Origin of the sequence: Butyrivibrio sp. VCD2006, assembly GCF_000423925.1 — a bacterium.
Classification (GTDB): Bacteria; Bacillota; Clostridia; order Lachnospirales; family Lachnospiraceae; genus Butyrivibrio.
In genome coordinates this window covers 21731-38500 of the sequence record NZ_AUIX01000002.1, presented here as the reverse complement: position 1 = coordinate 38500, position 16770 = coordinate 21731, and the positions used below count along the sequence as shown (strand labels likewise).

The 16770-nt window shown below is 35.3% G+C and carries 14 protein-coding genes and 1 pseudogene; 2 read left to right on the top strand and 13 right to left on the bottom strand.

Translation table 11 applies throughout. The features are described 5' to 3' along the window. Positions 1-6: 6 nt before the first annotated feature. The 10 genes and pseudogenes from G586_RS0101760 to G586_RS0101715 all read right to left on the bottom strand — a co-directional run bounded on the left by G586_RS0101760 (position 7) and on the right by G586_RS0101715 (position 10350). Positions 7-960, bottom strand: a complete 954-nt coding sequence (locus G586_RS0101760; protein ID WP_026526306.1) for a DUF1919 domain-containing protein — start codon at positions 958-960, stop codon at positions 7-9. An 85-nt stretch (positions 961-1045) separates the two neighbouring features. After that, complete coding sequence (locus G586_RS24495) at positions 1046-2164, bottom strand: FkbM family methyltransferase (protein WP_051204398.1); 1119 nt, start codon at positions 2162-2164, stop codon at positions 1046-1048. Between the two features lie 277 nt (positions 2165-2441). Next, positions 2442-2577, bottom strand: a pseudogene (locus G586_RS27610) (DapH/DapD/GlmU-related protein); the annotation flags it as partial. 715 nt (positions 2578-3292) lie between these two features. Further along, positions 3293-4894 (bottom strand): radical SAM protein, encoded by a 1602-nt coding sequence (locus G586_RS0101745; protein WP_026526304.1) that lies wholly within the window; start codon positions 4892-4894, stop codon positions 3293-3295. Positions 4895-4993: 99 nt separating this feature from the next. Then, positions 4994-5410, bottom strand: a complete 417-nt coding sequence (locus G586_RS0101740; protein ID WP_026526303.1) for a hypothetical protein — start codon at positions 5408-5410, stop codon at positions 4994-4996. Positions 5411-5431: 21 nt separating this feature from the next. After that, the gene (locus G586_RS0101735) at positions 5432-6472 is read right to left on the bottom strand and encodes a hypothetical protein (RefSeq protein ID WP_026526302.1); all 1041 of its coding nucleotides are present in this window, start codon (positions 6470-6472) and stop codon (positions 5432-5434) included. Positions 6473-6488: 16 nt separating this feature from the next. After that, positions 6489-7694, bottom strand: a complete 1206-nt coding sequence (locus G586_RS0101730; protein ID WP_026526301.1) for a WcbI family polysaccharide biosynthesis putative acetyltransferase — start codon at positions 7692-7694, stop codon at positions 6489-6491. Further along, entirely contained in the window at positions 7666-8688 is a 1023-nt protein-coding gene (locus G586_RS21400) for a Coenzyme F420 hydrogenase/dehydrogenase, beta subunit C-terminal domain (RefSeq protein ID WP_051204394.1), read from the bottom strand. The genes G586_RS0101730 and G586_RS21400 overlap by 29 nt, the downstream gene beginning before the upstream one ends. Positions 8689-8706: 18 nt before the next feature. After that, on the bottom strand, positions 8707-10089 hold the full coding sequence (locus tag G586_RS0101720; RefSeq protein ID WP_026526300.1) for an AMP-binding protein: 1383 nt from the start codon (positions 10087-10089) through the stop codon (positions 8707-8709). Between the two features lie 33 nt (positions 10090-10122). Beyond that, positions 10123-10350: an acyl carrier protein gene (locus tag G586_RS0101715; RefSeq protein ID WP_026526299.1), complete on the bottom strand. Its 228-nt coding sequence runs from the start codon at positions 10348-10350 to the stop codon at positions 10123-10125. Positions 10351-11093: 743 nt separating this feature from the next. Between G586_RS0101715 and G586_RS21395 the strand changes: the two genes are divergently transcribed. Then, on the top strand, positions 11094-11639 hold the full coding sequence (locus G586_RS21395) for a hypothetical protein (protein ID WP_035772170.1): 546 nt from the start codon (positions 11094-11096) through the stop codon (positions 11637-11639). A gap of 88 nt (positions 11640-11727) precedes the next feature. After that, positions 11728-12837, top strand: coding sequence for a hypothetical protein (locus G586_RS0101705; protein ID WP_026526298.1), 1110 nt, complete (start codon positions 11728-11730; stop codon positions 12835-12837). A 172-nt stretch (positions 12838-13009) separates the two neighbouring features. Here G586_RS0101705 and G586_RS0101700 read toward each other — a convergent pair whose 3' ends face one another. From G586_RS0101700 to G586_RS24485, 3 genes are read right to left on the bottom strand one after another with little or no spacing between them, the layout of a single operon-like run. Next, positions 13010-14710 carry a glycosyltransferase gene (locus tag G586_RS0101700; protein WP_026526297.1) on the bottom strand — a complete coding sequence of 567 codons (1701 nt, stop codon included), beginning with the start codon at positions 14708-14710 and terminating at the stop codon, positions 13010-13012. Between the two features lie 17 nt (positions 14711-14727). Continuing rightward, positions 14728-15723, bottom strand: a complete 996-nt coding sequence (locus G586_RS0101695; protein WP_026526296.1) for a glycosyltransferase family A protein — start codon at positions 15721-15723, stop codon at positions 14728-14730. After that, positions 15707-16768, bottom strand: coding sequence for a glycosyltransferase family 2 protein (locus G586_RS24485; protein ID WP_081674090.1), 1062 nt, complete (start codon positions 16766-16768; stop codon positions 15707-15709). Before G586_RS24485 ends, G586_RS0101695 begins: the two co-directional genes overlap by 17 nt. Positions 16769-16770 lie beyond the last annotated feature (2 nt).

The window sequence follows — 16770 nt, the reverse complement described above, 5'->3', positions numbered from 1 at the left end:
TACATATCAATCCATTTTTCCAAAAAGATCTTCAATATCAAACAAACAATCAAATGGTGTATCCCAAAAATAACATAATAATTGAGGCAAATGTCTACTCATGCACTTCTTACTATTAATAACTTCTCGGCAAGTCATAACCATTTTCCGACCAGGTAATTCTTCAAAGTCTCTTAAAGTTTTTTCACTTATATGATCTACGCTGTCACTCAAGATAAACAACAAATCATCATATTGCATTTTCTTAACAGAAAACTCCCACCTTTTTGCAACCATAGCAGGATCTGTGTCATGAAAAAAAATAAGAAGAGCATCTCCCAAATCTCCACACAGATATTCCCTCCCATACTCTTTTGCCAGATCAGCAATCGCAACATATTCCCTTCTCCACCCTATATTTTTAAGTGGTTGTGACAAATAATACTCCAAATTTGCACATATCTTTACAAAATCAGACGATTTAATTGCTACATTTGAAAAAGGCGATAGAGAAATCTGTCCCATTGAGGCATAAAAAATACTTCCAATGCAACTATTACAGATGATTAGAGGCATCTTCTTAGTAAATATCTGTTTCCTGAAATATGAAAGAAAAAAATCTATGCAAAATGCTCTTTCATCAGAATATGGTGCACTAATTAGTGGAATATACACTAATAAGTTCGCCCCTTCAGTTTGCTGTACTAAGTCGCAAATTACAGAACGATAATCATTAACTGCTACTATAATTTTTGTTTCTCCATCTGTATTAAACTGAACATCCTTCAATCTCCGTACTGATTTCCCCTGCATCATAGCTTCTTCATGAAGAATATTACTATCTAAATATCCATTCCAAGAATAACCACATAGATTCATATAGTATCCAGTCCAATATCCGCACTTTCCAGCCCCATAAATATAGACTGTATCTGAATCTCTATTGAAAAAAAAATTAATATCGTATGTTATTTCGACCATAAATGCATCCCCTATTTACAATGCCCATTTTTCCTCAACTAATGCAATCAGTTCTTAGCTTCCCAAAAATAAAATCAAACGTAATTTAGTCTATATATGCATACAAAACAGTATCAAAAAACCAAGTTGAATAATGCCGTATCTTCAATTTATACTCAGGTACAATATCCTTTATATAAAGGGGGATATCAATTAAATCCATTGGCTTATGATACAGACATATTGCCAATCTAGGCTTGTACCTCTTTATGGTATCTTTAGCACCCATAAGTGCTTTTAATTCAGATCCTTCTATATCCATTTTGATAAATGTGCATGGTTTACCATTTAAGTATTCATCCAGCGACACAACCTTGAGCTCCATATCACCTGAATCAGTTACCATTGTGGCAGTACCATTATCACCTCCTCGTTTGAATCTCAATACTTCTTCTTTATCCCACAAACCAGCATTAATTATCTCTAAATCATTCAATTTCACTTGCATTTGTTTTTTTTGGCACAAGGAATAATTGTCAATATCAGGTTCAAATGCATAAATCTTCTCATATGATTTCGCAAATTTCGCAAATTCAATTGCCGTTTGTAGATTATACGCACCCGCATCCACAAATATTTCATTCTCTCTTCCAGTCCAAATTGAGTCATCAAAATAATCTCTTGGATTAAATATCCATAATCCATTTACATCCGGAATGAAAATCTGGTCATTCGGAACCCCTCTAGCCCGAAGTTCCCAATACATTTCACGTGTATATCTAGGAGATGTAATAATAATAGTATAATTTTTTAACCCATCACATTTTTCAGGTTTTTTTATCTCTATATCATGAAATGAATAATTATTTATCCCATTATCCAAAACCAGAACCGGCATATATCCTGCAGCTTCTAACAATGAATAGTACAACTCTGCACTTTGTCCAGCTCCAAAAAGAGCAATAGGCAAATGTCTATTTCTTGTTTGAACAAAGCTCAAAACATCCATTTTAGGATATATGGCATACGTTTTCTCTACTTCTTCATACATTTTATAAGCTTCATCAAAAGGAAATAAATCCAAATCTGCTAGCATTCTATGTATGTATCTAACGTCATTTGCAAGATTTGCATACAATCTATACTTGAAAATATTTTTAGAAACTTCATCTTCCAAAATGCTTTGAATTTCTTTTTCCTTTTCAAAAAGCTTTCTATCAAACATATCCACTAATCCCCATTAGATTACTCAAATAAACTCAATATCTCATCCAAGGATGATAAAGCCAACTATATATCCATAATATTTATTCTCAATTTTGTTCCCAACAAAGAAATCGATTATCTGAACTATTATTATTAGCCGTATTTCTTGACAAACTCTTCAATATTATAAAAATCTTCCATACGATTTTTAATTATATCTATATCCCAGTCCCACCATCTAATTTCCAGCATTTTTTCTCTTATCTTTGAATCGAATCTGTACCTAATATGCCTGGCCGGTACACCTACTACAATTGAATATGGTTCCACATCCTTTGTAACCACTGCACCAGCACCAATCATCGCTCCATCACCAATAGTGACACCTTGAAGGATACTTGCGTTCTGACCAATCCATACATCATTTCCTATCTTGATCTTTGGTTTACTAAGTACAGCATGTTTTAACCATTCAACTCTTCCTTTAGTACAATCAAATGGATCGCAAGACAAAATAAAACTCGTCACTTGATCAGTAGAATGATTGGGGCCAATAGTCGCTAAGTGATTTATTGAGCAAAAACGCCCTATAGATTCCAACACGCCCTCACTAGCCCAGAAATCCAAAAAACTAGTATTAACATATGTATATCTGCCAATTTTTATTCCATGCCAATAATAATCTTCTCTTCTTACTCCACCAGGATATATAGTAGGCATAATCACACACATATCCTCACTTGTGTACCCTTTTTCAACAAGATGAACCATAAATGACAAAATTGTCGGCTCACTAAACGCAGAAATCCAAACAAAGTCTTCCTCTTTGCACAAATTATCTACCGTATTTATGTTTTTGTCTTTTCTGATTCCCAACAAATTTCCGTCTGTAAATCCTGCCACGTCTATTCCGCTAGCCTGTAAGACTTCATGCAAAATATCACCGCCAGTTCCTGCTCCATATATCCAATTCTTTCGACTTCCGATTTTATCTATCACTTGGGGAATCAATTTGTAACAATTCTCTCTAAAGACATCTTCTATCATAGCTTTGCTCTCCATACTTTCTTATTGGTTTTGCACAAGAATGGCAGCCCTGACCTTCTTTTCTTTTAACACAGTATCCTTTCCAAATGAGCCTTATACTTCAATGTAAATAATCCATCTTTTTAGGCTCCAATCCCAAAAGATTCGAAAAATTAAAAACATTCACATTAGAATTATTAATGACCTCATCCGTGAAATACTTTTTGTATTCTTCCTTTATTCCCAAGCCATCAATTATTGTTAGCTTTTCAAACTCATCTTTAGAATAAATACCCCAATTTTCAATATGATTAAAACCGATTTTATCTGCCCCCATTTTTTCTGCCATATATACAAAGTCTTGCATTTCATGTGCGTTTATCGTTTGCACCGTAAAGCTCACTCTAAAAAATGTAATTCTTCCCTCCTCTTTTTTTTCTCTTAGATAATTTAGGTTCGTACACAACTTATTAAAATCTCCACCGCGACGTATCTTTTCATAAGTTGATTGAGTGGCTGCATCTATTGAAACAGCAATATCTATAGTTACATATTCTTCTAACAGTTGATCCAGTTTATCTGGAGTCAAAAGTATTCCATTCGTATATATTGCTATGCTACCCTTTCTTCGAGTAGTTTCATCATGTATGATCCTAAGACAGTTTTTACTCGCAAATGGCTCCCCTACGGTATTTATTACTAACTTTGTCGGCAACGGCACTATTTTATTAAGCACTGTATCTGTAAATACTTCCCTCTCCTTTGTAAGATCAGTGTAAGTTTCCTTCCTACATGAATTGCAATATAGATTACATGAATAATCTATTTCAGGCGCAATACTAACCGGATATTCTCTCTCGTATATTGGCACATTTCTTAAATGGTTACATTCCTTTAATGGCTCAATTCCGTTCAAATAAGCACATCTGTCCTTATCGCAAAAAACATAAGTCTGATTTGCAAGTGACAGTCTGGATACTTTAGCTCTATTAGACTTCCAAATCGAGCTGAATGATTCCGTTAGTATATTTCCATACACACTTTCATAAGCAAGGCAACATGAGCAAACATTTCCGTTGTATGCTATTCTGATATTCTCATCAAGGTTCTTACATTCGACAGGATAATATGATTTATTCTTATATACTCTTCTAAATAAACATGCCACATCATCCATAACTGTACCGGCACTAACATAAGAACTTTCATTAATCCCAATACTTTGCATTTGCTTCTCGATTTCAACAAAAGTAAAATTTTGAACAGCAACTATCACAAAGCAGTCATCAACCTTTAATTCACTTGGCGAAACAATAGGTTTTCCATTTTTCTTTGTACCTTGTTTATCCAGCGCATTATCGATGAATCCCTCGATTATTATATCTTTATCCAACCATTCTAATAATCTATCACACCACCATCCGGTTCCCCATATATATACCTTTTTACCTTTGATTTTTTCTCTTAATGGATAGTTTAATTCTTCTATCAGTTCATCATCAATTAGGCAACAACCATCACCGTATTTATCAGTCAGCTCTTTTTTTAGAACATGCTTTTCATCGCAGCACAATACAGCAGTCATACTTTTTTGGATCAGCTCTTCCAACTCAGCAATGTCTGTTGTCCAAATCGACAAATCTAAATCATCAAACACAAAAGATAAGTCAAACCAATTCGATCGTGTTCCGAATATAAAGAATTTATTAGTAAACGATTTCATCATCTTCTCCACTACATATACGAATAAAGAATAGAATCATAAAAGTTTGCCGTGTCAGATCACATAACGAAGAACTACAGTCACCAATCGCTACTATTCTTATTTCTTCCTGACAATTCTGAGCGTTGACAAACACTCACCATCCAGACAGTATTCAACTGCCTCACCAATAGATATGATATCTCTTGACGTTACGGTTTCCAGATAATCCTTTATGTCATAGTATGACTCCATTGGCGTTACAATTATTAAATCTATTTCCTTTTGTTTTTCTATATCTTCTGGCTTAATGACTGTCAGTTTGTCTTCTTCAATAGATATATAATCAGCATCTCGATCTATAGCATATTGAATATTTACCCCAGCCCTCCTAAGAGCTTCATAAGTTCTTTCTCCAAGCCTGCCAAGTCCGTATAAAGCAACATCATGGACATCATTCTGAACAAAAAATTCTTTTATACCTTTTCCAGCTTGTTCAAGCTTCAGCATTCCATCAATAGTTTCTAATGTATTCACTCTTCTCCCCTCACCGATAATTCATTCAGAAACCATATTGAAAAAGAGATTATTAGTTTTCACTTGTAAATCCGCTTTATTGCATTCCAAAATATAAATCATATCGCCATAGCATGGCATAAGCACTAACGATCCATTTGGAGCAATACCACCTCCACCACACTTTGCGTATCCCCTTTCATCCAATTCAAAAGCTCTACTAACTTCCTGGTTTCTCAAATCATATTCCCAAATAGTATTTCCCCCTGCAGGAATGCCATAAATTCGGCCATTAATTCCTACCAAACTCCCATAACAATCCGGCTCACCTATCGTTTTACAGATAGAATAAACAGTCTTTTCCTTGACATTAATACATAGAATTCCATTTCCATTCTTCTTATATCCATAGATGTTCCCATCCATCCCTACTACTGCACTAAAAACAAGATAGTCTGATTCTTCTCCAAAATACTCTATCTTTTCGGTATCAGTATGTAATATAGCTGGTTTATATCCAAATTCCGGAATCAGATAAATATCACCATTAGGGTGCAAAACGGAACACGAATATCTCACCCCTCCTATTACTCCAGGCATTTTTATCTGTGTTGATTTAAAAGAATTAAGATCTATTTTAAGAACGTGATCTGTGTTTCTAGGAGGTTGATAAACAATTCCTCCCTTCACCATAGATCCACCATAATGATGTTCCCCTCTATACCTTGTTCCAAGTCCAATCTCGCAAGCCATCCCATTTTCATTATCAAAAGTCAAGATACTGTTTTCTTTTCTCGAAAACCCATAGCAATTACCTTTAAAATTGCAACCCCCGGTCCATTTAAATGTACCTATTCTGGTTTTACCAAAGTAACTTGCTTTATATGATGATGGATCAATTTGCAATAATTCTCTTGACGAATTAGGTATTCCAAAAAAAATCCCATTTTTTAAACAACATCCCCCAAATTGTTGCTTCCTTTTGGAAATCCTTATTTTTTTAAGTTTTGAATAATTGATGTCCGAATGCTCAGATATAATTCTAAGATAATCTGACCATTCATCATGATATATCTGATTCATAGAACCTCTGACTAAATCATTCCGGCAACAATCCGCAATACTTCATCTCTCGTATCTTTGTGCAATACTCAATATATTCCATCAAATATTCTTGGAATGATACTATTCTCCATCCCTTGTATGTGTATAATGACAGCTTTTCTTTTGTTACATCCCACTCTAATCCCAGCGCTTCCGCGGCACATGGATAAATCAAATGCTGTGAACAAAAGAAAAATGAATCACTCTGAATATCAAAAGAAACCGGCATTCCTATCTTATGCAGAATCTGTGAAGCATATTGATAAACCACTTCATTCTCCATATGTGCTTCGTTTCTAAATAGCCTGATTTTTTGATAATTATCCTTAATATAATCCGATATACTTATATCGGTTGTACTCTCCTGGAATTTAATACGCTTCAACTCTTGTGTGAACAATTCAACAGTTTTATCTCTATCATAGACATTCTCATCCGTAACCTTTCTGATTATATCTGTTGTGCTTAATCCTTCATCAATACACTGATTAATAAAACTATCTTCATATGAAAAAGGAGTATAATCATATCCTTCACATTTAACTGCAAAGCGATTCATCCGATTAAATGGCCTCTTGATCTGTGAAAAATATGTCCCAAAAGCTATTACCGGCACCGCTAATACTGTGACATTTTTTCCAAGGTTTACCATGAGAGTCTGGTTCATTCGATAATCTCGTGCATCCATACTCTGACCATAGATAAACAGCTTACAATTCTTTGACAGATACTCTAATCGCTTAACATCATATGCACTGAGTGTGAAGTAGTTTGCTACAAAAAAAGCTTCATAACTATCAGAGAAAACCTTAGAGGTCATTAGTGCTTCTTTAATTGCTCTCAAATGGCATACTCCATAAAAAAGCGCTATTTCTTTATTGGCAAGCATTTGAGCCGCCATTTGAAAGTCAATAAAATCCACAAATGGTTCATAACCAAGGAGCATAAGCTGCTCTTCAATCTCTCTTTTTGCAATACTACAAATTATTATTAAATCTCCAAGCCCTTCCTTGCATTTAGGCACAGGCCTTTTCACCTCAAATATTATGTCATTATCAGGTGAAAAAACCTTTTCTTTAACATTATTGGATAAAAATCCTATTATATTTAAACTATTTCCATATTTTGCATAGAACTCTCTGGCAGTATTACCACACCCCCAAAGTATTATTTTATGATTTTCTTTCAACAGATTTTTCATAGCTAGGGTTCCCCCTGATAACATCTTCAATTGTCATTTTTGCAAACATGCAGTTTGATTTGATAGCTTCAAATAACTCTTGCCCTTTATCTGAATGAATAATTACAGCAGAAGTTCCAAGATTATCATCCATCTCTGTGCCATCAAGTCCCCAGAAATCTCCTATCGTTATATCTGAAGATCTTTTTTGCCCTTTAAACTTACAATCAAAACAAGATGGCCGAATCCCATTGTTATAAATCAGATATTCTTTACCAAAGGAATCCTCCAGCCCCACTTTCATGTAAACACTGCCATTATCAAATTCGATCTTAGTAGAAAGGCTATGCCATCCTTTCTCTTTGTTTTTAATCCATACGCTTTTTATATCTGAACCATATTCCTTCTCTAAATCATGTAAATAATCTTTATACTTCTCAGGGGAGTAAACACCTCTGCAAATGAAATCCACCAAAAACAATGAATCATATTCCTTGTCAAGGCTCTTTGCCACAGCTGCTGTCTGACACGGTGTTCCGCAGAACAGAACATACTCGCCCTTTTTAAGGCATTCTTTTATCTCACCATAAACATTATTCATATCGCTTTGTGAATATTTACTTCTTCGAATTCTTTTTAAATCATTCTCCCTACTCGTTAATATATGTTTTACACGCCATGATTCATCGAATACAGCCCCGCAAATACTACCCTGCTTATCAAAAATGAAATTGGCAAATTCAGAAAACATTCCTCCCGATGTACTTTGAAATCTAATATCATCGTTTTTGCTCTTTGCAGCATAGATTTCCTTATTCTCTACAGAACCGGATACTTGTGAAACAGGACATCTGTCATAGCATTCACCGCACAAAATGCATAAATCCTTATCAACTGTTGGGTATAAAAAGCCTTCTCTTTCAACAAAACAGACCGCGTTCATGCTGCACACAGACTCACAAAGCCTGCATCCTATGCAACTGTCATGAGTTATTTCATCTATGCATTTCTTCATTTTAGCCCACTCCCATAATTATGACTGAAGTTTAGAATATGCTACCTTCCCTGACTCTGTTCTTGGGATTGCTTCAATACTTTTTACAGTTATCATATTTTTATAAATCCCTATTTTTTCGAAAATATAGGATTTTATTTCTTCTTCCCTATTCTCTCCTGTCATGTAAACATTAAGTGCATCCGTTTCACCAACACATGCGAATGCATTAGAAGCAAATTCTTTATTCAACATATTTTCTATATCATCAAGACTGATACGCTTTCCGACAATTTTAACGATTCGCTTAAGTCTCCCCCTGATATAGATAGCCCCATCCGGCTCTATATATGCCAGATCCCCGGTATAAAGCGTCCTATCATTTTCATCTCCCTTAGAAAGGTCCTTCCAATCATATGCATAACCCAGGCATACCATAGGTCCCTGAAAAACAAGCTCTCCACAGCCTGAATCATCCGGAGCATCCAGATATGCTTTCATATCTCCCCTGGCATATCCTATCATTCCTTTCCCGGGACACTCTTTTGAATCAACAGTGGCAAGTGTACAGGTACCCTCGGTCTGACCATATCCAAGCGCAACTATAGAATCAGTCTCCTTTAAAAACTGATCATAATACTCCTTTTGCTCATCTGACACAGCACCTCCGCCCATCACAGAGAGGCGAAAGCTTTTCCAATCATTAAAATCAATGTTCATCTGTTTTAGGAGCGTAATACTGTACGGCACAAAAGTTGTAAATGTAATGCCATATTTCTTTATAATCTTGGATATTTCAGGATTCAAAAGACTGCTATTGTTCAAATAAATAGTTCCACCGGAATGTAAAAGAATATGTACAAGCGACAGTCCATAGCAGAAAAACATCGGAAGTATCGTAATCGCCCTGTCCTTTTCCGTAATGCCCCATTTTCCAACCGAATCATATTCGATATTCTCATAACAGAGCCTTACCATCTTAGGGCTTCCGGTACTTCCAGATGTTGTCAGAAGCACTGCAAGATCAGGATGTATGTCATATACATCCCATGACGTTTCATATAAGATATGCTCTCCCTCTTCGCAGAGTATTTTTCCATCACAGATCCCTGAAAAGATATCAAGCCTTTCCTTTTTCCCCCAAAGGTATCGCGGATGATAAGACTCTCCAAGCTTTTGAAGATAATCATCACCTGTCTTCGCATCAAGGAGAATCGGTACCACTCCTACCTGAAGAAAACTGTAATACATCGAAACCGTCTCAATGCTATATTCACAGAGCATAAAAGCTATTGAACGTTTTCTAAGCACATTAAGCATATCCTGCGTATGGACATATAACTGCCCATAGGTAACCTCAGCACCTGATTCGTCAATCAATGCTATATTAGATTTCCATTCATCTTTTTGTCTCGGAAACATTTTATCCCCCCATAAAATATTTTTGCTATTAAGTTAGTTCTCCACAGTTTCAGTTATCAGATTCACGACATCTCTTACTGTCCTGATACTGAATAGTTTTTCTAAATCTACCTGCTTTCCATATCTATCAAATAATTCTGTCATCATTGAAGCTATCATAAACGAATCCCACTTTAAAACTTCTTCTACACTTCTGTCATAATCCTCATGCGTTAACTCAACTGCAAAAACATCATAAATAAATCTCTCAACATCAAACATTTTTATTCCCTTCAATATAAATGCAACTTGAATAATATGAATATTATACCAAAAACGCATGTAATTATCTATCAATTCCCCATATGGCGTATCATTGTTCTATAAATATGACTTATTTTCTATATTAACAGAATTGCGTCTCAATAAGACCTGAGCGTCTCATTTGATCCAGTCATGTAAATATTTAAAATAGAAATACTAAAAAAGACACATTTTCATGATATTAAGATCATGGAAGAATGCTTTTCTGACAATCCTTCGCTAAAATTTATGATATTTCACTTGGCTAAATTGCAACAAATGCAGTAATAATGCTGAATTGAAGCTTGTTTATAATTTGATAATAAAATGATAATATTTGTTTTATTGCCATCAGTTTATGATTCTGATATCTTGAACTCATACAACGGAGTCATCGCCGCTGTAATGTTGATGCAGAAAATCAAGAACTATGGAGTTCATGATTAGAAAAAAATTCCGAAAATATAGCTGATAAAAAATAAATTTTATCGTTATAAACTCTTTGAGATTCGATACCGATAAATACTATGAAACATCTCATTGAGCATTAGTTGCATCTTAGCTATTAGATGCAGAACAGAATTGGGGTGATGCCTATGCGTGGATTGTCACAAAGTAACATAAATAAACACCTGGTAAGGGAGGTGTGCGAGCAACCACCCTAAATATTTTTGATTAGTGTTTTGTGATTTGCATAATACGAGAATTGATTGGGGGCGAATATGAATTCAGAAATGCAAACGACAACGTCTGGCGAAAGAGGCACTGGTATGAAAAGGGTGTTGATAGCTGTAGTCGCTCTTGTTATGGTTGCGTTGGTTGTAACTATTGCGGTTTTGGCAAATAAGCTTATTAAAAAAGATGAGCCGAAAGAGCAAAAAAATGTTATCACAGCCGAAAATGTAGATGAAGTAATGGATGACTGGTTAAATGAAACACCAAAACCTAATGCTCCAGTATATTACACAGTAGTTCAAAATACTGATTGGACATTCCCAGACGGATCATCACCATCTACAGATGCTACTGTAGCAAATGATAAAGAAAATGAAACTGCTGTCTATTTCGATGTTATAGTCGATGAAACCGGTGAAACTATATATTCATCGCCAGTATTGGAATTAGGTGCAGAAATTACCAATTTCAAACTTGATAAAGCATTAGAAAAGGGTGATTATATCTGCACAGTAGTGTATCACCTTGTTGATGAGAATCAAGATGAGCTTAGTTCAGTGAATATTGGAACGACCATACATGTATTGAATTGACAGAAGCAAATGTTATTTATTAACTAAGGTTTCTTTGATCATCAGGGATGATGATTATTAATAAGCAAAATTCAAGGAGGAAATTTTTATGAACTATAAGAAATTAATTGCTTTCACAATGGCAGTAACAATGGTATTTGGTAGCAGTATTACTGCATTTGCATCAGAAACTTCAACTGAAAGTGATATTACTGCTAATGATACAACAGGTAAGACTATAACCGGTACCGGTTCTGAGGCTTTTGTAGATAAGAACGTAATGAAGGTTACTGTTCCCACTAATCTTACTAATCTATTCAATTACAAAGTTGATCCGCAGGGATTGGTATCAGCAACAAAGAGTTATGATGGTACCGAAGTAACCGGTACTGCAACAGGTGTTGTTTTCTTGAATGCAGCTAAGACCACTGGAGGAAAAGCAACTATCAGTAACGAAAGTGATCCTGTAAAGATTACAAATAAGAGTTCTATTCCTGTTGAGATCGGAATTGCAACAACTGTTGAAGCTGCCACAAATGGTCTTGCATTGACAACATTAGCAGATTCAGCAGACTTCACTACTGAAGATAATGATGACAAAGCTCTTTATCTTGGTCTGAAGTCAACTAATGATAGGGAATTTGTCCTTAATGCAGCAACAGGAACATCAAAGAACATACTTTTGTCCGGAGCTGATCAGTATGAGGCTAAATGGAACACTGATAAGTATGAGTGGGTACCAAAAGCGAATGCAAAATTTGATGAGTTTCAGTTTACATTAACAGGTGCGATAAACACAGCACTTGATAACTCAACATGGGCAACAGTTAGTGATGGAACCCTCACAGTTAAAAACCCGCCTAAAGTATCTGTAAAGTTTACTCTTGAAGGTGTTAAAGATGCTTTGGATTTAGGCGTTCTCTGGGGCGGCGATGATATTTATGTTTACAAAGCAAACGGAACAAAAATGGATGGCAATCCTGAAGGATGCATTGTAAATGGCAAGACAGTTACAGCAGCAAATGTAAAAACCGCGACTGAAGGTGACTATAAGGATATTGTTGCAGTTATTAAGATGGCAGATTTGGCTACTGCGTTTGGGTATGATTATACTAATTTGACCGATGAGCAGAAGACTGCAGCTCACGCAGAAATTAAAAAGTATGTAAAATCTGTCAAGATTACTGATAATAGCAAGACGTACTATGGAGAGTTTTAATAGACACGAATTGTATGATTAAGACTTTAAAACATATTATGGAAGCATCTAAGTTCGCAAGATGATGCACATCTTATGAGACCAAAACCGGCACATGCAAAATGGCATGTGCCGGTTTTTAATAGCCGGAAATAATTGATTCACAAATTCAATATCACAATATCCTTATTCATCAGTCAAAATCATGCAAATGAATATTATAATATTTTTTAAGAACTTCTGTAATTCTGTTATGCATATCTCCTTGACATATTTTCCTTAATTTTGATTTATCCCACATTTTAACATTATGCCTATATATTTTTCCGCAACAATCTTTCCAACTGCTTATCTCATTCATGTCTTCCCTATGCAAATAATAAGCACCATACATCAATTTATATACCCTTTCCTGAAGTTCAACAATCATCCCTATAGTCTGATCTACTGAAAGTTGAAGGTCAAAGACAATATCAATCTGCGCATCCAAATGATCAAGCCGCGTATCCAATTGTAAATACGTAAGATTATGTTTATTATCCTCATAGCGTGCGCTTTTCGTTTCTTTTTCTTTCTTGAAAAGAACCGGTCCTCCACCAGCCATATGTCTATTTCTTACTGCATACGCAAACAACACATTATGAGCATAAGATGTAAAATAACAATTTTTGAATGAATACTTATCCCATATTTTAAATGCCATATCATTATCCATGATCGCTGCAGCACTATAACATATACCCGTGACATAATTCACTGAAAATGCTGATAGTATACTATCGAATACATCATTTGTCGTATTATAATCGTCATAGAGTATTTCACCATTTCTATCCTCCAGGCGAAACAATATGGCTCCCTTCTTTTCATTTTCATATATAAACTGTAGTGCATTACCTATTTCCTCTGTCTTTAATCTATCTTCATCCGACAGCAACACAAAAAATTCACCTTTACTAATGTAAAGCACCTGTCCTATGCTATAGCTAAATTCACTTGCCGGAAACTCCCCATATGAAACTCTGCTGTCATGCTCCGCTTCATTCTGTATCTGTTCATAGAACTCCATCTCTCCTGTTGAACCATTATTTGAAATAACAATCTCTATTTCTTCATCATATGGCAGCCTCTGAAGTACTTTCACATTCTCAAGAGCTTCTTTGCCTCTATCTTTTGTAGGAATACATATAGATAAATAAGGTTTGTTCTTCTTCTCAAGCTTAAGACGAGCATCATGAACTTCCTTCAGCATATCATCGTAGTCATATCCATTTTTACAATATACCGTTCTGGGAAGATAGTTTCCTGTTTCCATCAAATACGCTTTTAGTTCGTCTTTCGACACAAAAACATGGATTTCTCCAACATATTTTTCAATTATTTGAGGAATCGTAATAAATGAAAAAAACTCTAGTACAGACATCTCATTATCAAGCACTAAATACCTATGCATGTAATCATTTTCACATAATTCAGCAAACACTTCTCTGCCATCTGAATAGCCATCCATAAGAACCGAATCAAAAAATCTCTTATGTGTCAAATCTCTCAATTCATCTAAATCTACTGCCCCTTTTCCACAGAACTCATTCGTTCTATCATCCCATACATAATATTTCTCATCTGAAACAGGAATCATACGCAGTACTAGTTTTTCAAAGATAGGCGCAGTTAATCCGTGTAAATATCCTTTGTGTTCCATATACTTGACGTTATCATTATAACCGGCTTTAAATTCATCAAGATTAGGGCAGACAAAGTTTTCTTTAATAATATCAGAAATCATAGCCTTAACTTCTTCTGATTCGGAATCTTCAAAAGAGGTTATAAACTCTTTCATTGCCATATCATATTCTTCTGAATCAAATAACCTCAGAGCATTTTGTATTCCCATATCTTTCCTCTTATACACTAATTCCATCCATGTTCATCGAAATAACCACTGATAAAAGTCTCACTATGTTTTGAAAGACTTTTCAAATATATACCCATTTCTTTGTATATATCCTCTTCTTCAATATTTGAATCAAGAACACCAGAAATCAAAAAGCAATCCTCAGCATCCTTCATTTTGCCTTCTTGTACAAGTAAAAAACTCCTCCAGATAGCATATTGCGCAATATTTTTCCTTGAATCTCTATAAAATGATTCGTCTTGAAAATGCCCAAACTTTGCCTCTTTTGTACGGATGATCGTTATCATCCATTCCCACCTGAGTAGAATTTCCTCCAATTCGTCATCATATTTCACACATCTCTGTAACGCCAACGGTTCATGTATATATAATGTCATCTTCTCATAGCCAAGTCTTGCCCATTTATTCCACCATCTCTGTTCATTTACCTGCCCAACCTCTCTGACGAGCCCTCGATAAAAAAGATAACCCATACATTGAATCTGATGCTGAAATCCCCTATCAACATATCCTTTTAATTCTTCATTACCATCAATAATTCTATCTTCATCAAAAAGTGCAGGTTGGTGGATAATGTTCCCATCACCATCAATCTTATCAACTTCACATATTAGGCTCTCCGGCTTCAATGCCTGATTATCTATAAACGCCTTTGAACACACCTTCATATAATTTGGGTATAAAATATCGCCAGGATAAAGAACAATCTGAAAGGTATACCATCCCTCTGGATATATATATTTGTTTCTGGCCATCTTTTCTATCATTATTCTGGGATTAGTTGTTGTATTATCCTGATAAATTCCCAAATGATACGAATCATATTCCAATAGCTTTTCATATGTGCCATCTGTTGACCCAAAATCCGTAATTGTTACATAAATATCTTCTCTGGGATAGTCCTGGTTCCATATACTGTTTAAAGTTTCTTCGATAAGATTGACGTTATTTCTTGTTGGTATAAAAACTTGTATTCTAACATGTTTGTCCATAATCAATCCCCTTGACAAGTTCAGTATATCCTTCAGGAGGCTCATACCCTCTCTTCTTCTTTTCAGGAGGCGTGACCAGTTTAGCCAACACCTCCTTGTCAACTACCTCTGTTGCCAACATATTATTTGAAATAATATATTTCTCACTTTTACATATCTCCCTGCTTACTATCTTTGCATATATCAGATAATCTCTTGCCAGAGCAAAATCCTTTTCAGCAAGCATTCCTATAGCATATCCCACGAACTCATCTGCAAGTCTCAACATTGCTTCATTTTCTCGATTATAAACTTGTGGATAGCCCTTTTCTTTTGCGTATTTAACAAAATCTTTTATTGTTAAATGACACAGAATCGGATGCTGAAAATTGCGCTGTGTTATAAAAGTCTGCGTCTCGCTACCAAGTCTTATTCCACAACACTTCTCCTTGATATACGCAGCATCAGAAACCTCTGAGAGATAAAACCATAAAGTTTTATCACCATTCATGTGATCTATTTCTTTATCATATCCCCTGATTTCAAAGAAGGAAGAACTCCGGAATATCCCCTGACTTGGGTGTGCTACCGTAGTCACCATATAAACCGGCATGGTATTTAATCCAGGCGCAACAAAACTACATTTATAAAACGGATCCCAGTACTGAAGCTTACCATCTTCAGTTATAAAATCCTTCTCGCCGTGAACATAGCCTACATTAGGATATTTCTCCATTATTTCCACCGCCTGCTCAACAAAATGAGGATAGATAAAATCATCTGAGCATAGCATCATCCTGTATTTTCCATTTGTAAGAAGCTTAGAAAGAACATTGTAGCTTCTAGATAAAATATTAAACTGATTCCTGCATACCCTCACTCGTTTATCACTGAGATATTTAGCAGCAATCTTCACCGAATCATCCGTGGATGTATTATCAAGAATGACAATCTCCAGATTCTCATATGTCTGATCAAGTGCACTTTTTATGCACTGATCCAGATACCTGGAGTAATTGTAGTTTGGTATCATTATGCTAACTAAAGGTTTATTCTCACTAATCATAT

Bases quoted from the DNA above. Each gene is read 5' to 3' on its own strand.
- G586_RS0101760 (WP_026526306.1), bottom strand. From the start codon at position 960: ATGGTCGAAATAACATACGATATTAATTTTTTTTTCAATAGAGATTCA.
- G586_RS24495 (WP_051204398.1), bottom strand. From the start codon at position 2,164: ATGTTTGATAGAAAGCTTTTTGAAAAGGAAAAAGAAATTCAAAGCATT.
- G586_RS0101745 (WP_026526304.1), bottom strand. From the start codon at position 4,894: ATGAAATCGTTTACTAATAAATTCTTTATATTCGGAACACGATCGAAT.
- G586_RS0101735 (WP_026526302.1), bottom strand. From the start codon at position 6,472: ATGAATCAGATATATCATGATGAATGGTCAGATTATCTTAGAATTATA.
- G586_RS0101730 (WP_026526301.1), bottom strand. From the start codon at position 7,694: ATGAAAAATCTGTTGAAAGAAAATCATAAAATAATACTTTGGGGGTGT.
- G586_RS21400 (WP_051204394.1), bottom strand. From the start codon at position 8,688: ATGAAGAAATGCATAGATGAAATAACTCATGACAGTTGCATAGGATGC.
- G586_RS0101720 (WP_026526300.1), bottom strand. From the start codon at position 10,089: ATGTTTCCGAGACAAAAAGATGAATGGAAATCTAATATAGCATTGATT.
- G586_RS0101715 (WP_026526299.1), bottom strand. From the start codon at position 10,350: ATGTTTGATGTTGAGAGATTTATTTATGATGTTTTTGCAGTTGAGTTA.
- G586_RS21395 (WP_035772170.1), top strand. From the start codon at position 11,094: ATGAATTCAGAAATGCAAACGACAACGTCTGGCGAAAGAGGCACTGGT.
- G586_RS0101705 (WP_026526298.1), top strand. From the start codon at position 11,728: ATGAACTATAAGAAATTAATTGCTTTCACAATGGCAGTAACAATGGTA.
- G586_RS0101700 (WP_026526297.1), bottom strand. From the start codon at position 14,710: ATGGGAATACAAAATGCTCTGAGGTTATTTGATTCAGAAGAATATGAT.
- G586_RS0101695 (WP_026526296.1), bottom strand. From the start codon at position 15,723: ATGGACAAACATGTTAGAATACAAGTTTTTATACCAACAAGAAATAAC.
- G586_RS24485 (WP_081674090.1), bottom strand. From the start codon at position 16,768: ATGATTAGTGAGAATAAACCTTTAGTTAGCATAATGATACCAAACTAC.